Origin of the sequence: Streptomyces anandii JCM 4720 (assembly GCF_014650655.1) — a bacterium.
Classification (GTDB): domain Bacteria; phylum Actinomycetota; class Actinomycetes; order Streptomycetales; family Streptomycetaceae; genus Streptomyces; species Streptomyces anandii.
This window is the reverse complement of the sequence record NZ_BMVJ01000025.1, coordinates 82,821-100,122: the sequence shown is the minus strand read 5'-3', so window position 1 is coordinate 100,122 and position 17,302 is coordinate 82,821. Positions and strand designations below refer to the sequence as shown.

Genomic DNA, 17,302 nt, shown 5'->3' with positions numbered 1-17,302 from the left:
CACGCTGTTGAGTTCTCAAGGAACGGACGCTTCCTTCGTACTCACCCTCTCGGGCTTTCCTCCGGGCGCTTCCCTTCAGTGATCCAAACTCTATCAGGGTTTTCCGGTCTCTCTGACCACCGTCCCGCAGGCATGCGTAAGGCGATCCCGAGATAGGATCTGACAAGTTGGGTGCTGCTGGGCAAGGACGCCTGGCGACGTCACTCATCCCCGAGCAGGGGTACGACAGTACACGGAGCCACGGAGCGGGTGCAAATCGATTGGTTTGGTGGTCTAGACCACCAACGTGAGCTGTCGTAAGCTCTCGCCCGGAAGCGGTACTTACCGTGACATAACCTGCTGCAGAGTGCGCCGTCCCGGGACAGGCCGTGACGACCACCTGGATCTCCACCCCTGGGAGGCTTCCCATGACCACCGTGACGTCCCCGCTCGCCGGCCGCGCCATCGGACTGCCGGCCGTGCCCGACCCGGTCTTCTCCGGCGCGATGGTCGGCCCCGGCACGGCGATCGACCCCGTGCGTGAGCCCTCCGAGGCCGTCGCCCCCGTCGACGGAGTCGTCGTGTCACTGCATCCGCACGCCTTCGTCGTCGTCGACGAGGAGGGTCACGGAGTGCTCGTCCACCTCGGCATCGACACCGTGCAGCTCAACGGCGATGGCTTCGAGCTGCTGGTCGACAAGGGCGACACGGTCACGCGCGGCCAGACCGTGGTGCGTTGGAACCCCGCCGCCGTCGAGGCCGCCGGCAAGTCTCCCGTGTGCCCGGTCGTGGCCCTCGAGGCCACCGCCGAGTCCCTCTCCGATCTTCGCGAAGACGGCGATGTGAAGGCCGGCGACAGTCTCTTCGCCTGGAAGTGACACCCGTGCCGTCCGCGGGGCGGCGTGCAAAGGAACCATCGCGGCGGCGGGCCCGCCGCACTAGCGGAGACGGTGAGATGGAGACAACGCTGCGAGGCGTCGGTGTGAGCCACGGGGTGGCGATCGGCGAGGTTCGGCACATGGGGACGGCGGTCCTGGAGCCGCCGGCCAAGCAGATATCGGCGGAAGAGGCGGAGCGCGAACAGGGGCGTGCCCGTCAGGCCGTGGAGGCTGTGGCGGCCGACCTGACTGCGCGCGGCAATCTGGCGGGCGGTGAGGCGCAGGCCGTGCTCGAGGCGCAGGCCATGATGGCCCAGGACCCGGAGCTGATCGCGGACGTGGACCGTCGTATCGCGGTCGGCAGCACCGCCGAGCGCGCGGTGTACGACGCGTTCGCCGCGTACCGGGACCTGCTGGCTGGGGCCGGTGAGTACCTCGCGGGCCGGGTGGCCGACCTCGACGACGTGCGGAACCGTATCGTCGCGCGTCTGCTGGGTGTGCCGATGCCGGGTGTGCCGGACAGCGACGAGCCGTACGTCCTGGTCGCGCGTGATCTCGCGCCGGCCGACACGGCGCTTCTCGACCCGGCTCTGGTTCTGGGTTTCGTCACCGAGGAGGGCGGGCCGACCAGCCACAGCGCGATCCTGGCGCGGGCGCTCGGGGTGCCGGCCGTGGTGGCGCTGCCGGGGGCCGGTGGGCTGGCCGAGGGCACCGTGATCGCGGTGGACGGCAGCACCGGCGAGATCTTCGTGGAGCCCAGTGACGCCAAGAAGGCGCAGCTGGAGGCCGCGGCCGCCGAGCGGAAGGCCGCGCTGGCCGCGTCGACGGGTCCGGGTGCGACCTCCGACGGGCACAAGGTGCCGTTGCTGGCCAACATCGGTGGTCCCGCGGACGTGCCGGCGGCGGTCGAGGCGGGTGCGGAGGGTGTCGGTCTGTTCCGGACCGAGTTCCTGTTCCTGGACGACAACAAGAAGGCTCCCTCCGAGGAGAAGCAGGTCGAGGCCTACCGGCAGGTGCTCGAGGCGTTCCCCGAGGGCCGTGTGGTCGTGCGGGTGCTGGACGCGGGTGCGGACAAGCCGCTCGACTTCCTGACCCCGGCCGACGAGCCGAACCCCGCCCTGGGTGTGCGGGGTCTGCGGACGCTGCTGGACCACCCCGAGGTGCTGCGCACCCAGCTGACGGCGCTGGCGAAGGCTGCCGAGGGACTGCCTGTCTACCTCGAGGTGATGGCGCCGATGGTCGCGGACCGGGCGGATGCCAGGGCGTTCGCGGACGCGTGCCGTGAGGCGGGGCTGCGGGCGAAGTTCGGTGTGATGGTCGAGATCCCGTCGGCCGCGCTGCGTGCGCGTTCGGTGCTGCAGGAGGTGGAGTTCCTGTCCCTGGGGACGAACGACCTGGCGCAGTACACCTTCGCGGCCGACCGGCAGGTGGGTGCCGTGTCGCGGCTGCAGGACCCGTGGCAGCCCGCGCTGCTCGACCTGGTCTCGCTGGCCGCGGAGGCGGCGCGGGCCGAGGGCAAGAGCTGTGGTGTCTGTGGTGAGGCCGCGGCGGATCCGTTGCTCGCCTGTGTGCTGACCGGTCTCGGTGTCACCTCCTTGTCGATGGGTGCGGCGTCGCTTCCGTACGTCCGGGCGACGCTGGCCAAGTACACGCTGGCGCAGTGCGAGCGTGCGGCGGCCGCGGCGCGTGCGGCGGACAGCGCGGACGAGGCGCGTGCGGCGGCGCAGGCGGTGCTGTCCGGCGAGTGACCGGGGCCGGCGCACGGCTGCCGGTGCTGTGAGGGGCGCTCCACCTCCGGGTGGGGCGCCCCTCGTGCGTGGGGTCCCGGGTCAGTGGCGGTGCCGTGCCGGCGGGTCCTCGCCGAGGTCGGGTGGAGTGCCGTAATCGACGCCGGATTCGGGGGAGATCAGATCGCCGGAGTCGATGTCGGTGCAGTAGGCGTCGAAGACCTCGCCGGCGGTGAGGGGTTCGAGGGTGTGTTCGCGCAGCCGCCAGCCGTAGATGCGGTCGGGGGTGCCGGGGGCTGTGGTGCGCATGACGAGGCCGCCGGGGCTGCGGGTGGCCATGCCGAGGGCGAGGACCGTGGCGAATTCGAGTGCCTCGGCCTCGTCGAGCCGGGTGGCTCCGGTGTCGTCGTCGTCCGCGTGCAGGACGGCGACGAGGTCTTCGGGCGCGGTGGAGACGCTGCAGACCAGGTGCCGGTTGCCCGGTGGGGCGGTGTCGAGGACGCGTGCGAGGAGTTCGGCGGCGCGGGCGAAGGCGGCGCGGCCGAGGTCCTCGCCGCAGGATGTGCAGGGGCCGAGCCGGGCGAGCAGTGCCGAGGCGTACTCCCAGGTGGCGCGGCGGACGGCCTCGTCGACGAGGGCGGGGACGAGTTGGGTGAGGGGCCTGCCGTCGTAGGGCAGGGTGGTTCCGGTGGCCGCGAGTTCGGCGGTGAAGCGGGCGCGGCTGGCGGGGGTGTCGGGTTCCAGGCCGCTCTCCGCGCAGAATTCGGCGTACTCCTCGGGGTCGAAGAGGGCCAGTGCGGTGTGGCCGCCGTCGGCGGCGCGCGACTTGAGGAGTACTTCGATCTGCCGGAGGTAGGTCGTGTGGTCGTCGAAGGTGAAGCTGCGGTAGCGCCGCATGGCGCGGAAGTCGTGTTCGTCGGTGAGCAGGCCGATGGTTCCGGCGATCTCCCTGCGCAGGACGCGCCGCATGGTCCGGTGGTCGGTGTACGTCATGTGGTCCCCCTGTGTGTGCACGGTCTATCGATGCTCACTCACCGTAACCGGCGGCACTGACAGTGGGGTCCCGGCGAGCCGGTCGCGGACGGTGCGGTGCTGGACGAGGCAGGTGGCGGCGATGGCGGCGCCGAAGACGGACCAGCCCGCGGGGCCGGCGGCGATGGCGGCGGTGACGGCGAGGGGGCCGATGCTGCGCTGTGCGGACTGGGCGAGTCCGTGGACGCCGAGGTAGGCGCCCTGCGCGCTGTCGGGGGCGAGCGCGACGGACAGTTCCCAGGAGACGGTGGCGTGGAGCATTTCGGCGAGGGTGAACAGGGCGGCCGCGGCCGTCAGCAGCAGGATCGCGCCGGGTGTGCCGCCGGTGGCGGAGAGCGTCATGGCGACGCCGCCGAGGGCGAAGGCGGCGGAGAGCGGGAGGAGGAGTCCGCGGGCGGCCGCGGTGGTGGCGCCGAAGCGGGCCAGCGGGACCTGCAGGCCGACCACCATCACGTTGTTCAGCACCATCAGCAGCGGGGCGAGGCCGTGCGGGACGTTCGCGGAGTGAGCGATCCAGAGGGGAAGGCCGACCTTGAACACCGCGTCGTCGAGGAAGAGGACGGTTTCGGTGGCGACGTAGGCGAGGTAGGTGCGGTCGCGCCAGGGCGTCGCGGGCCTGGTGGCCGGGGTGGGTGCGGCTGAGCCGGCGACGGTGCGGGCGGGCGAGGGCGGTTCGCCGCAGCGGAGGGTGAGCAGGGCGGCGGCGAGGAAGGACAGCGCGTCTCCGAGCAGCAGCCATCGGTAGGCGGTGGTGGTGCCGAGGGCGAGCGCTGCGGCGGCGCCGAGGCCGCCGAGGGCCCAGCCGGCGTTGGCGACGGTGCGGCTGAGCGCCTGGTAACGGACTCGGTCGGATCCTGCGACGCGGGTGGCGTAGAGCTTGGTGAGGACGCTCGCGGCGCGGTCTCCGAGGCCGCCGAGGGCCGAGAGGACGAGCAGCAGAAGGTAGTCGTGGGTGGTGAGGAGGCCGAGGGAGGCGACGGCGCGCAGGAGTTGGAGGGCGACGAGGACGCGGGTGAGCGGGAGGCGGTCGGCGAGGCGGCCGCCGATCGGGGCGCCGGCGATGCCGACCGCTCCGGCGAGGGCGGCGAGGGTGCCGACCTGGGCCACGGAGAGCCCGGAGACGTAGGTGAAGTACAGGACCGAGACGGCGGCCCACAGTCCGCTGCCGGTGCGGTCGACGAGGGCGATGACGAGCATGGCGCGGCCGTCGGGTCCACCCGGTATCCGGGCCGTTCGTCCGTCTGTTCGCGTGGTGGTGACCACTGCTCCCCCTTGCAACAGTCTTATGTATTGATACATAATTTTCTACGTGGCAACACAATATGCGATCAGTGGATCGACGGCCAGGGAGATTGCCGCGTCCGTCGAGCGGGGCGTGGCCGACGGCGTGCTCGGGCCGGAAGCCGCGCTGCCTCCGGTGCGGCGGCTCGCGGACGAACTGGGGGTGAGCCCCGGGACGGTCGCGACCGCGTACAAGGAGCTGCGCCGACGGGGCATCGTGGTCACGCGCGGGAGGGGCGGGACAGTGGTGGCGGCGGCCCCGGCGGTGGCCTCGCGCCGTCCGCCGAAGGTCCCCGGGGGTCTGCGCGACCTGGCCGGCGGCCACCCGGATCCGCGCCTTCTACCCGCTCTGGTGCCGCCGTCCCGGCTGTCCCCCGGCGCCCGGTCCCACCGCTCCACGCCGCGCCTCGCGCGCCTGGAGGACGTGGTGCGCGGGTGGCTGCGGCCCGACGGGGTGCCCGTGGAGCACGTGACGTTCGCGCACGGCGCGCTGGATCTGATCGGCCGGCTGCTCTCCGTTGAGCTGCGGCCCGGGGACGCGGTCGCGATGGAGGACCCCGGCTACCACCATCTGCTGGATCTGGTGACCGCGCTGGGGCTGCGCGGCGTGCCGGTGGCCGTGGACGACGAGGGCATGCGCGCGGACGCGCTCCGCGCCGCGTTGCGCGCGGGCGCGCGTGCGGTGGTGTGCAGCCCGCGCGGGCAGAACCCCTACGGCGGCTGCTTCTCCGCCGCGCGCCGTTCCGCGCTGCTCGCCGTGCTGCGGGAGGAGCCGGACGTGCTGGTCGTGGAGAACGACCATGCCTCGGCGGTGGCGGACGTTCCCCTGCGGACGCTGGCCTCCGGTGGTCTCACGCGCTGGGTTCACGTCAGGACGGTGAGCAAGTTCCTCGGTGCGGACCTGCGCTGGGCGGCCGCCGCCTGCGACGCGACCACGCTGGCGCGGCACGACGGGCGGCTGCTGCTGACGTCCGGCTGGGTCAGCCATCTGCTCCAGGAGACGGTCCACGGGCTGATGACGGACGAGGACACGCGGGCGCTGGTGTCACGCGCGCGCGAGACGTACGCCCGGCGGCGCACCGCCCTGCTGCGGGAGCTGACGGACAGGGGGATCACCGCGCACGGGGTGAGCGGGATGAACGTGTGGGTGCCGGTGGCGGACGAGTCCGCCGTGGTCAACGGGCTGCGATCGTACGGCTGGTGGGTGGCGGCAGGGGCCAGGTTCCGGCTCTCGTCGGGGCCGGGTGTGCGGATCTCCGTGGCCGGTCTGGAGCCGGCGGACGCGGTGCGGCTGGCCTCGGACTTCGCCGCCGTACTGGGCGAGTCCGAGGCCACCTACGGCGGCTAGTGCGGGCGTTCAGGCGCGCTTGCGGGCCAGGTCCTCGTAGAAGCGCAGGAGGTCGAGGTCGTCGATGGAGCCGGGGTTGACCGCCTTCTCCAGGGGGGTGCCCTGGAGAAGGCGTTTGACCGGGACCTCGATGCGCTTGCCGGTGAGGGTGTGCGGGATGCCGGGGACCTCGATGACCTCGTCGGGGATGTGCCGCGGCGAGAGCTGTTCGCGGATGGTCTGCTTGATCCGGTTCAGGAGGGCGTCGTCGAGGACCGCTCCGGGGACCAGGTGCACGAACAAGGGCATCCAGTAGCCGCCGTCGGGCTGCTCGATGCCGATGACCAGGGATTCCTTGATCTCGGGGAGGCGCTCGACGGCCTCGTAGATGTCGGCGGATCCCATGCGCACGCCCTGGCGGTTGAGCGTGGAGTCGGAGCGGCCGTGGATGATCACCGAGCCCCTGGAGGTGAGCGTGATCCAGTCGCCGTGCCGCCACACGCCGGGGTACATGGCGAAGTAGCTGTCGTGGTAGCGGCTGCCGTCCGGGTCGTTCCAGAAGTGGATGGGCATCGAGGGCATGGGGTTGGTGACCACGAGTTCGCCGACCTCGTCGGTCAGCGACGCGCCGCTCGGGTCCCAGGACCGCAGGTCGGTGCCGAGGCAGGGAGCCTGGAGTTCGCCGATGTGGACCGGGAGGGTGGGCACGGCTCCCGCGAAGCAGGAGCACACGTCGGTGCCGCCGCTCACGGACGCGATCCACAGGTTCTCGCCGACCTCGTCGTGCAGCCAGCGGAACCCGTCGGGCGGCAGCGGGGAGCCGGTGGTGGCGACGCACTGGACCGTGGACAGGTCGAAGTCGCGGGAGGGGTGCACGCCCGCCTTGCGGCAGGCCATGACGTACGCGGCCGAGGTTCCGAAGAGGGTGGCTCCGGTGCGTTCGGCGACGCGCCACTGGGCGCCGGTGTCGGGGAAGCCCGGGCTCCCGTCGTACAGGACGACGGTCGTACCGGTCAGCAGGCCGGAGACGAGGAAGTTCCACATCATCCAGCCGGTCGAGGTGTACCAGAAGAACCGGTCCTCGGGACCGAGGTCGCAGTGCAGGCCGAGCTGCTTGAGGTGCTCGACGAGGATGCCGCCCTGGGACTGCACGATGGCCTTGGGCAGGCCGGTGGTGCCGGAGGAGTAGAGCACCCACAGGGGGTGGTCGAAAGGCACCTGCTCGAAGACGGGTTCGGCGTCGCCCGAGGTGAGGTCCGACCACTCCAGGGCGCCCTCGGGAGCCGGCGTGCCCAGCAGCGGGATGTGGACGACGGCGCGCAGGGTGGGCAGTTCGCGGCGCAGTTCGGTGACGACGTCGCGGCGGTCGTGCTCCTTGCCGCCGTAGCGGTAGCCGTCGACCGTGAACAGGACGACCGGTTCGACCTGCTGGAAGCGGTCCAGGACGCTGCGGGCGCCGAAGTCCGGGGCGCAGGACGTCCAGACGGCGCCCACGGCGGCCGTGGCGAGCAGGGCGACGACGGCCTGGGGGATGTTCGGCAGGTAGCCGCTGACCCGGTCTCCCGGGCGCACGCCGAGGGCGCGCAGTTCGGCTGCGAGCGAGCCGACCTGGCGGCGCAGCTCGGCCCAGGTGACGGGGCGGGGTTCGTGGGTCTCGTCGACGTACAGCAGGGCGGGTTCGCCGGGGCGGGCGTCCGCCGCGCGCAGGGCGTGCTCGGCGTAGTTCAGCTTCGCTCCGGGGAACCACTGGGCGCCCGGCATCGAGCGATCGCCCAGCACGCGCGCGTAGGGGCTCGAGAACCGTACGTCGAACCACTCCGTGACGGCCCTCCAGAACGTGTCCAGCTCCTCCACGGACCAGCGGTGCAGGGCCGCATAGCCGCCCTCGGCCGGGGCCCCGTGCTGCTCGGCCGCCCAGGCCTGGAACTTCGTGATCTGTGCCTGGGCGATCCGCTGCGGATCGGGCTGCCACAGCGGCAGGGGGTTCACGGTCGACATGGGCGGCTCCCGGACTGTGCGCGTCGTGTGCGTCGGTCCGCGCACGTGCTGGGGTGTGCGCGTGACGCGGCTGACAGGGACGATGCCATGTGATCGACTCTGACACCAGGGTGCCCGCCACACAGTCCGTGTCGTGAAGATGTGGTCCGGACACGGGTGAACGGCAGTTGAACGACACACGCGCGACGGGCCGTCGATGGCAGGGTGAGCAGCATGGACGGTCGTGACCTGGTGCGTTCGGTGAAGGCGGTCGGTTCGGCGGGGCCGGCCCAGGGGCTGCGCACCGTGCGGGCCGCCTGGCGCCGGCGGCGTGCCGACGCCAAGGGGCTGCCCCCGCGCGGGGCCGAACGCGCGCGCGTGCCCGGCGCGGTGCGGGAGGCCGAACCCGGGCCGGGAGGCGGCGTCGTCCGTTTCAGCCGTTCGGAGCTGCGCATTCTCGTCGCCGTCAACGGAGCCGTCTTCTGGGGCTGGGACGGGGCGGGCCCCGAGCCCTCCTACGCGCTCGCCGGCCGCTGTCCGGAGCCGGATCCCCGGGCGGTGCTGGAGCCGGACAAGGACGGCGGCTGGCGGGTGGTGGCCGAGCGGGTCACCGTGACGGTCTCGCGGCACGGCGCGATCGAGGTCCGCACCCCCGGCGGTGTCCCTCTGCGGCACGATCTGCCGCCTCGCTGGTGGGAGCCGGTGGGCGGCGGACCGGCGCGCTGGACGCAGCGGTCGCAGGTGGCGGCCGACGCCCGGTTCTTCGGTCTGGGCGGGCGGGCGTCGGGGCCGCGGCTGCGCGACGGCGCCTACCGTCTGTGGAACACCGACCCGGGCCGGCCCTTCGGGCCCGGTGACGACCCCCTCCACGTCACCATGCCGGTGCAGCTGGTCGTCGCGGACGCGGGCACACACCTGGTGTTCCACGACAACTCCTGGGACGGCACGGTTCTCCTGCGCGAGGGTGAGGAGGGCGCCGGTTCGGGCCACGACCGGGCCGGGACGAGCGAGCTGAGGATGGACGGCGGTCCGCTGCGCTGCTGGGTGGTCGTCGGCACTCCCGCGCGGGTGGCGCACACCTGGGCCTCGCTCACGGGCGCGGCCGCGCTGCCGCCCGCCTGGGCGCTGGGTCATCATCACGCGCGGCGGGGTTTCGGCGACGAGCAGGAGGTGCGCCGGGTCGTGGCCGGCTACCACGAGCACGGGCTGCCCCTGGACGCCGTCCACCTCGACATCGACCACTACGACGCGCACCAGGTGTTCACCGTCGACGAGGACCGCTTCCCCAAGCTGCCCGTGCTCGCCGAGGAGCTGCGGCGCGACGGGATACGTCTGGTGTCGATCGTCGACCCGGCGGTCGCCCTCGCGCCGGGAAACGCCGTGTACGACCAGGGGACCGCGCAGGACGCCTTCGTGCGGGACGCCTCGGGAGAGGTGGTGCGCGGCGTCACGTGGCCCGGGGAGAGCGTCTTCCCGGACTTCACGCACGCGCGCGTGCGGCAGTGGTGGGGCGGTCTGTACGAGGAGCGGCTGGCCCAGGGCTTCGCGGGCTTCCGGCACGACCTGAACGAGCCCACCTCGTTCGCCGCCTTCGGCGAGACCACGTTGCCCCGCTCGGCCCGCCACGCCCTGGAAGGCCGGGGAGGGGACCACCGCGAGGCGCACAACGTCTACGGGCTGTGCATGGCGCGGGCCGGCTACGAGGGGCTGCGGGCCCTGCTTCCCGCGCAGCGGCCGTTCGTCCTCTCGCGGTCGGGTTGGGCGGGGATGCAGCGCTACGGCGGCACCTGGTCGGGGGATGTGGCCACCGGCTGGCCCGGTCTGCGGGCGTCGCTGTCGCTGGTGCTGGGACTGGGGCTGTGCGGAGTGCCCTACTCGGGGCCCGACGTGGGCGGGTTCGACGGCAGCCCGGCGCCGGAGCTGTATCTGCGCTGGTTCCAGTTGGCGGCGTATCTGCCGTTGTTCCGCACGCACGCGAGTCTTCGGGCCGGGCGCCGGGAGCCGTGGGAGTTCGGTCCCGAGGTGCTGGACCACGCGCGCGTGGCGCTCGTCGAACGGCGGCGGCTGCTGCCGTACTTCGTGACGCTGGCGCATCTGGCGCGGCGCACCGGGGCGCCCTGCGTGCGGCCGCTGTGGTGGCACACGCCGGAGGACCGCCCCCTGCGCGACTGCGGGGACGCCTTCCTGCTCGGCGACGGACTCCTGGTGGCGCCCGTGCTCGATCCCGGGGTGGACCGCAGGGCGGTGCGGCTGCCCCGTGGCCGCTGGTACGACACGGCGACGGGCCGGGCCCACGAGGGGCCGGCACAGGTGATGGTCGACGCGCCGCCGGGCCGGATACCGGTGTTCGCCCGCGCGGGTGCCGTGATCCCGGTGCGGGGGGACGACGGCGGTCTGGAGCTGGAGGTGTGGGCGCCCGCCTTGGGACGCACCGGGGGCGGGCTGGTGGTGGCCGACGCGGGCGACGGCTGGGAGGGAGCCACGATCGAGCGCTACGTCACCCGCCGGCAGGGCCGGCGGGTGGTCGTCGAGCGTGAACGGGAGGACGGGGCCTGGGTGCCGCCGTCCCGCCCGTTGCGCGTGCGGGGGCTCGTCGAGGGCGCCGGTCAGACGTAGCGGCCCTCGAACCAGGCCCGGGCGGCCAGGGTGTGCAGCGGGAAGGCGAGTTCCCGCGGCCTGCGCAGCAGGTGCCAGCCCTCCGTCTCGTCCGTGGCGGCGGAGCGCGGCAGGCCTTCCGCCGGGCGTTCCGGGAGCAGCCCGAAGAGCAGCAGATGGCCGTCGGGCGAGCTCATGGCGTCGACGAGCCGTGCGTCGCGGGCGGCGGCGTCGATGCCCGTCTCCTCCTTGAGCTCACGGACGACGGCCTGGCGCCAGTCCTCGCGGTCGTCGATGTAGCCGCCCGGCAGGGCCGTGCCCCCGCGCGCGGGGGCGATGGTGCGGGTGATGACGACCAGGGCGGTGCCCTTGGTGTCGTACACGGGCTGGAGGGCCACCGCGACCGGCAGCGGGTTGCGGTAGGCCACGGCCCCGCAGGCCGGGCAGGTGCGGGGCCAGCCGGTGATGCCTTCTCCGTAGGGCGCCCCACAGCTCGAACAGTGGGAGCCCGGTACGGAGTTGACAGTCGGGTGATGAGTTTCGGACACGCGCGGACTGTATCCGATCAGACGAGGGACTTCTTCAGTCAGGCGGTTGAGGGTCCGGGGGCGGGCGCTGCCGTGGCTGGATCCCGCCGTGCCGCAGCGGCCCTCGAACAGCGCATGGCTGCCCATCTCGCCCGGCCCGTGGCACACTCCTGACGGTCCGTCAGCTCGCGTGCCGGGAGGGGCTTTGTCACGCACACGCACACCCGTGGTGGCCGGCTGGTTCACCGGCGAGGGAGAGGCCTTCCGGCTCCTGGGCACGCGCTGCTCGGCCTGCGCGTCGGTGTTCTTCCCCCGCGAGGACGGCCACTGCCGGAATCCCGGGTGCCCCGGCGGGGAGCTCGAGGAGGTCCCACTGTCCCGGCGCGGGCGGATCTGGTCGTACACGGACACCCGGTACCGCCCTCCGTCACCCTATGTGAGCGATCCGAAACTTCCCTGGGTGTCGTACGCGTTGATCGCTGTGGAGCTGGAAGCGGAGCGGATCGTGGTACTCGGACAGGCCGCCGAGGGTGTCACCGTCGCCGACCTGGCCGTGGGGATGGAGGTGGAGGCCGTCCCGGGCGTGCTTGCGGAGGACGCGGAGACGACCTGGACGACGTGGAAGTGGCGGCCGGCTGCGGGCGGGGACGGCGGCGGGCGCGACATGACGACGGGGGCGGGGGCGTGATGGCGGGGGTGAGGTCGTGAGCGCGGACGTCGTGGTGCTGGGGGCGGGCATGCACCCCTGGGGGAAGTGGGGGCGCGGCTTCGTCGAGTACGGGACGGCGGCGGCCCGCGCGGCACTCGCCGACGCCGGTCTGGACTGGCGGGACGTGGGATCGATCGTCGGCGCGGGCACGGTGCGGGGCGGCTATCCGGGCCATGTCGCCGGGGCGGCATTCGCCAAGGCGCTCGGCTGGCAGGGCGCGCGGGTCACCACCGTGTACGCGGCGTGCGCCTCCGGGGCGCAGGCGGTGGCAGCCGCGCGGGCGCAGATCCTCGCCGGCCTCGCGGACGTGGTGCTGGTGGTGGGCGCCGACGCTGCGCCCAAGGGGTTCTTCCGCCCGGCCGGCGGGGACCGTCCCGACGACCCGGACTGGCTGCGGTTCCGCGTCCTGGGGGCGACCAATCCCGCCTACTTCGGGCTGTACGCGCGGCGTCGGATGGCGGTCCACGGCGACAGCCCGGACGACTTCGCGCGGGTGAAGGTGAAGAACGCCGCCATGGGGGCGCTCAACCCGAACGCGCGCTACCGCAGGCCGGTCACCGCCGAGGAGGTCGCCGCCTCCGCGGTCGTCGCCGACCCGCTGCGGCTGCTGGACATCTGCGCGACCTCCGACGGCGGGGCGGCGCTTGTGCTGTGCAGCGTGGATTTCGCCCGCCGGCGGGGTGCCGCGCGGCCCGTGCGCATACGCGCGGTGTCGACGGTGACGCCGCGGTTTCCCAGCACCGTGCTCGACCTGCCCGACATCGCGACGGACTCCGCGGCAGGGGCGGACCCGGACGGGGGGACGTTCCGGGCGTCGATCGCGCGGGCCGCGTACGAGGAGGCGGGGCTCGGTCCGGGGGACCTGTCCCTCGCCGAGGTCTACGACCTGTCCACCGCCCTGGAGCTGCAGTGGTACGAGGATCTGGGACTGTGCGGGGAGGGTGAGGGCGCGAAGCTCCTGCGCGAGGGGGTGACGGCCCCGGGCGGTCGTGTCCCGGTGAACCCGAGCGGCGGGCTGGCCTCCTTCGGGGAGGCGGTCCCGGCGCAGGCGATCGCTCAAGTGTGCGAGCTGACCTGGCAGCTGCGCGGTGCGGCGGGCGGCCGGCAGGTGGAGGGCGCGCGCGTGGGGATCACGGCCAACCAGGGGCTGTTCGGACACGGCTCGGCGGTGGTCGCGGTGCGGTGAGGCGGGCGGGCCGCCCTCCTCCTTCGTTGCCGTCGGCCGCCTTGACGCTCCCTGTGCACAGGAGAACACTTCCCGTGTCGGTCGACATCGCCGTACATTCACGGCGCATTCAGGCATGACCTCGGCGTGGCATGACGTCGACGTGGCACACCCGCGGGTCCGCCCGCCTCGGGCACCCCTGCCTCCTCCCCCGCACCCCTGTCGGTCATCCCGAGCAGTTTCCGGACAATGTGGGCCAAACTGATACCAGTAAGCGCGCAGCAGAGGAAAAGCAGCAGACCGAACCGCAGACGTGACCGTTCCGACTCCAGGCCTCTTCGCCCTCCCCCCGCAGCCTTCTGACCTCGTCACCAAGGGGTAGCCATGACGGACAACGCCGAGAAGTACGTGGCCGCTATCGACCAGGGCACCACCTCGAGCCGCTGCATAGTCTTCGACCACGGCGGCGCCATCGTCGCTGTCGACCAGCGCGAACACCGGCAGATTTTTCCCAAGCCGGGCTGGGTGGAGCACGACGCCACCGAGATCTGGTCGAAGGTGCAGGCGGTGGTCGCGGGCGCGATCGCCAAGGCGGGGCTGCGCGCGGACCAGATCAGCGCGCTCGGCATCACCAACCAGCGCGAGACGACGGTGCTGTGGGACCGCGCCACGGGCAAGCCCGTGCACAACGCGATCGTCTGGCAGGACACGCGCACCGCGGCGCTCTGCAACGAGCTGGGTGGCTCGGACGGGCAGGACCGCTTCCGCGAGCAGACGGGTCTGCCGCTCGCCAGCTACTTCTCCGGCCCCAAGGCGGCCTGGCTGCTCGACAACGTGCCCGGGCTGCGCGACCGCGCCGAGCGCGGGGAGATCGCCTTCGGCACGATCGACTCGTGGCTGATCTGGAACCTCACCGGCGGCACCGACGGCGGCAAGCACGTCACGGACGTCACCAACGCCGGGCGCACCATGCTCATGAACCTCCAGACCCTCCAGTGGGACCCGTCCATCCTGTCCGCGATGAACGTCCCCGAGGCGATGCTGCCCGAGATCAAGTCCTCCTCCGAGGTGTACGGGACCGCCGTGGGCCAGCTCGCCGGCGTGCCGGTGGCCTCCGCGCTCGGCGACCAGCAGGCGGCCGTGTTCGGCCAGGCCTGCTACGAGGTGGGCGACGCCAAGAACACGTACGGCACCGGCAGCTTCCTGCTGCTGAACACCGGCAACCGCCCGGTGCCCTCCAAGAGCGGGCTGCTCACGACCATGGGCTACAAGATCGGCGATGAGGCACCGGTCTACTGCCTGGAGGGCGCCATCGCCATCACGGGCGCACTGGTGCAGTGGTTCCGCGACCAGCTCGGCATCATCCGGACCGCCGACGAGATCGAACCGCTGGCGGCGAGCGTGCAGGACAACGGCGGCGCCTACATCGTGCCCGCGTTCTCCGGCCTGTTCGCGCCCTACTGGCGTTCGGACGCGCGCGGTGTCGTCACCGGCCTGACCCGCTACGTCACCAAGGCGCACCTCGCGCGGGCGGTGCTGGAGGCGACGAGCTGGCAGACGCGCGAGGTCGTCGACGCCATGTACCAGGACTCCGGGGTGCAGCTGACGACCCTGAAGGTCGACGGTGGCATGACCAAGAACAACCTGCTCATGCAGCACCAGGCCGACGTGCTCGACGTGCCGGTGATCCGGCCCAAGGTGTCGGAGACGACCTGCCTGGGCGCCGCCTACGCGGCCGGTCTCGCCACCGGTGTGTGGAACGACCTCGACGAGCTCAAGTCGCACTGGAAGAAGGACGCCGAATGGACGCCGTCCATGGAGGCCTCGGTCCGCGACCGTGAGTACCGCAACTGGCGCAAGGCCGTGGAGAAGAGCTTCGGCTGGCTGGAGGACGGCGACGACTAGCCGTACGAGAGACGCGGCCCGTACCCCGGTCGGCGGGGTACGGGCCGTACGGCCGCTCCGGCCGGTCGGACAAGTGACGGCCTGGCGGACGGTCACGGCCTCGCGGCGGTCAGGTGGTGACGGCCTGCCGGCGCTCGGCCGCGCGGGCCATCGCGTGCTGGACCACCCCGATGAGGGTCTCCTTGACCGACTCGCGGTCGCGGGCGTCGCACAGCAGCAGCGGCACGCCGTCGTCCAGGTCGAGGGCCTGGCGGACGTCCTGCTCCGGGTAGCGCGCGGCGCCCTCGAAGCAGTTGACGCCGACGACGAAGGGGATCGAGCGCCGCTCGAAGTAGTCCACGGCGGCGAAGCAGTCCTCCAGGCGCCGGGTGTCGGCCAGGACGACCGCGCCGAGCGCGCCCTCTGACAGCTCGTCCCACATGAACCAGAACCGCTCCTGCCCGGGCGTCCCGAAGAGGTACAGCACCAGGTCCTCGCGCAGCGTGATGCGGCCGAAGTCCATGGCCACCGTGGTGGTGTGCTTGCCCTCGACGCCGCTGACGTCGTCGACCGGGCGGCCCGCCTCGGTCAGCAGCTCCTCGGTGCGCAGCGGCCTGATCTCGCTGACGGCGCCGACGAGGGTCGTCTTGCCCACGCCGAAGCCGCCGGCCACCAGGATCTTGAGCGTGACGGGCTCGACCGGGGGCTTGCCTCGCTCAGAACGCCCGAAGATCATCGATCTCTACTCCTGCTCGATGGGGATCGGGCGGCGGTGGTCCGTAGCCTCCGCCGCCGGGGGTTTCCACGACGAGTACGTCACCGGGGGCGACGTCCGCCGAGTCGCTGCCGCCGAGTTCCACGACGGTGCCGTCAGCGCGCTCCACCCGGCCCGAGCCGAGCGCGCCGGGCTCGCCGCCCGCCATGCCGTACGGCGGGACCCTGCGGTGCTGGGACAGTGTGGAGACGGTCATGGGTTCGAGGAAGCGGATGCGACGGACCGCACCGTCGCCGCCCCGCCGGCTGCCGGCGCCACCGCTGCCGTGCCGGATCACGAACTCCTCCAGCCGCACCGGCAGCCGCCATTCGAGGACTTCCGGATCGGTGAGCCGGGAGTTGGTCATGTGGGTCTGCACGACGCTCGCGCCGGGGAAGCCGTCGCCCGCGCCGGAACCCGACGCGACGGTCTCGTAGTACTGGTGCCGCTCGTTGCCGAAGGTGACGTTGTTCATGGTGCCGGAGCCCTCCGCCTGCACGCCGAGGGCCGCGTACAGGGCGCCGGTGATCGCCTGGGAGGTCTCCACGTTGCCCGCCACGACGGCGGCCGGCGGCTCGGGGGCGAGCATGGAACCGGGCGGCACGACGATCCGCAGCGGGCGCAGACAGCCGTCGTTGAGCGGGATGTCGTCGGCCACCAGGGTGCGGAAGACGTACAGGACGGCCGCGTTGACGACGGCGGACGGCGCGTTGAAGTTGGACCTCAGCTGGGCGGAGGTGCCGGTGAAGTCGATGGTGGCCGAGCGGTCGGCGCGGTCCACGCGGACGCGGACCTCGATGACGGCGCCCGAGTCGGTCTCGTAGGCGTACTCCCCGTCGTCCAGGGCATCGATCACCCGGCGCACGGCCTCCTCCGCGTTGTCCTGCACGTGCCGCATGTAGGCCTGGACGACGTCGAGGCCGAAGTCCTCGATCATGCGGGTGACTTCCTCGACGCCCTTGTGGTTGGCGGCGATCTGGGCGCGCAGGTCGGCCAGGTTGGTGTCCGGGTTGCGGGAGGGGTACGGCGCCCCGGTGAGCAGGCGGCGGGTCTCCTCCTCGCGCAGCCGGCCGTTCTCGGCGAGCAGCCAGTTGTCGAAGAGGACGCCCTCCTCGTCGATGGTGCGGCTGTGCGCCGGCATGGAGCCGGGTGCGATGCCGCCGATCTCGGCGTGGTGGCCGCGGGAGGCCACGTGGAAGAGGACGCGGTCACCCTGCGTGCAGTCGGCGCCGAAGACGGGGGTGATGACGGTGACGTCGGGCAGGTGCGTGCCACCGTGGTAGGGGTCGTTGACCGCGTAGGTGTCCCCCGGCCGCATGTGCTCGCCGCGCCGCCGGATGACCTCCTTGACGCTGGTGCCCATGGAGCCCAGGTGGACGGGGATGTGGGGGGCGTTGGCCACCAGGTTCCCGTCCGGGTCGAACAGGGCGCAGGAGAAGTCGAGGCGCTCCTTGATGTTGACCGACT

The 17,302-nt window shown here is 72.5% G+C and carries 13 protein-coding genes; 7 read left to right on the top strand and 6 right to left on the bottom strand.

All coding sequences use genetic code 11. The features are described 5' to 3' along the window. Positions 1-407 precede the first annotated feature (407 nt). Both IE249_RS31115 and ptsP read left to right on the top strand, forming a co-directional pair. Complete coding sequence (locus IE249_RS31115; protein WP_189710175.1) at positions 408-857, top strand: PTS sugar transporter subunit IIA; 450 nt, start codon at positions 408-410, stop codon at positions 855-857. Between the two features lie 77 nt (positions 858-934). Continuing rightward, positions 935-2,605, top strand: a complete 1,671-nt coding sequence (gene ptsP / locus IE249_RS31110) for a phosphoenolpyruvate--protein phosphotransferase (RefSeq protein ID WP_189710173.1) — start codon at positions 935-937, stop codon at positions 2,603-2,605. Positions 2,606-2,686: 81 nt separating this feature from the next. On the opposite strand, the gene IE249_RS31105 is transcribed toward ptsP, so the two are convergent. Both IE249_RS31105 and IE249_RS31100 read right to left on the bottom strand, forming a co-directional pair. Beyond that, positions 2,687-3,577 carry a DUF8829 domain-containing protein gene (locus IE249_RS31105; RefSeq protein ID WP_189710171.1) on the bottom strand — a complete coding sequence of 297 codons (891 nt, stop codon included), beginning with the start codon at positions 3,575-3,577 and terminating at the stop codon, positions 2,687-2,689. Positions 3,578-3,601: 24 nt separating this feature from the next. Then, the gene (locus IE249_RS31100) at positions 3,602-4,813 is read right to left on the bottom strand and encodes an MFS transporter (RefSeq protein WP_189710169.1); all 1,212 of its coding nucleotides are present in this window, start codon (positions 4,811-4,813) and stop codon (positions 3,602-3,604) included. Between the two features lie 112 nt (positions 4,814-4,925). Here IE249_RS31100 and IE249_RS31095 point away from each other — a divergent pair, with 112 nt between their 5' ends. Beyond that, positions 4,926-6,245 (top strand): aminotransferase class I/II-fold pyridoxal phosphate-dependent enzyme, encoded by a 1,320-nt coding sequence (locus IE249_RS31095; RefSeq protein WP_189710167.1) that lies wholly within the window; start codon positions 4,926-4,928, stop codon positions 6,243-6,245. A 9-nt stretch (positions 6,246-6,254) separates the two neighbouring features. On the opposite strand, the gene IE249_RS31090 is transcribed toward IE249_RS31095, so the two are convergent. After that, positions 6,255-8,222 (bottom strand): acetoacetate--CoA ligase, encoded by a 1,968-nt coding sequence (locus tag IE249_RS31090; RefSeq protein ID WP_189710166.1) that lies wholly within the window; start codon positions 8,220-8,222, stop codon positions 6,255-6,257. Between the two features lie 213 nt (positions 8,223-8,435). Here IE249_RS31090 and IE249_RS31085 point away from each other — a divergent pair, with 213 nt between their 5' ends. Beyond that, positions 8,436-10,817: a TIM-barrel domain-containing protein gene (locus IE249_RS31085; protein WP_189710164.1), complete on the top strand. Its 2,382-nt coding sequence runs from the start codon at positions 8,436-8,438 to the stop codon at positions 10,815-10,817. On the opposite strand, the gene IE249_RS31080 is transcribed toward IE249_RS31085, so the two are convergent. Further along, positions 10,808-11,344, bottom strand: a complete 537-nt coding sequence (locus IE249_RS31080; protein WP_189710163.1) for an NUDIX domain-containing protein — start codon at positions 11,342-11,344, stop codon at positions 10,808-10,810. The genes IE249_RS31085 and IE249_RS31080 overlap by 10 nt on opposite strands. A 205-nt stretch (positions 11,345-11,549) precedes the next feature. Here IE249_RS31080 and IE249_RS31075 point away from each other — a divergent pair, with 205 nt between their 5' ends. From IE249_RS31075 to glpK, 3 genes are all read left to right on the top strand, one after another. Beyond that, positions 11,550-12,011 carry a Zn-ribbon domain-containing OB-fold protein gene (locus IE249_RS31075; RefSeq protein WP_189710185.1) on the top strand — a complete coding sequence of 154 codons (462 nt, stop codon included), beginning with the start codon at positions 11,550-11,552 and terminating at the stop codon, positions 12,009-12,011. A 16-nt stretch (positions 12,012-12,027) separates the two neighbouring features. Next, entirely contained in the window at positions 12,028-13,218 is a 1,191-nt protein-coding gene (locus IE249_RS31070) for a lipid-transfer protein (protein WP_189710161.1), read from the top strand. 363 nt (positions 13,219-13,581) lie between these two features. Continuing rightward, the gene (gene glpK / locus IE249_RS31065) at positions 13,582-15,102 is read left to right on the top strand and encodes a glycerol kinase GlpK (protein WP_189710159.1); all 1,521 of its coding nucleotides are present in this window, start codon (positions 13,582-13,584) and stop codon (positions 15,100-15,102) included. Positions 15,103-15,211: 109 nt separating this feature from the next. On the opposite strand, the gene IE249_RS31060 is transcribed toward glpK, so the two are convergent. Beyond that, on the bottom strand, positions 15,212-15,817 hold the full coding sequence (locus IE249_RS31060; protein WP_189710157.1) for a GTP-binding protein: 606 nt from the start codon (positions 15,815-15,817) through the stop codon (positions 15,212-15,214). After that, positions 15,798-17,302, bottom strand: a 1,505-nt coding sequence (locus IE249_RS39065) for a hydantoinase B/oxoprolinase family protein (RefSeq protein WP_229859633.1), incomplete at its 5' end; no start/stop codon positions are given. The genes IE249_RS31060 and IE249_RS39065, both read right to left, overlap by 20 nt.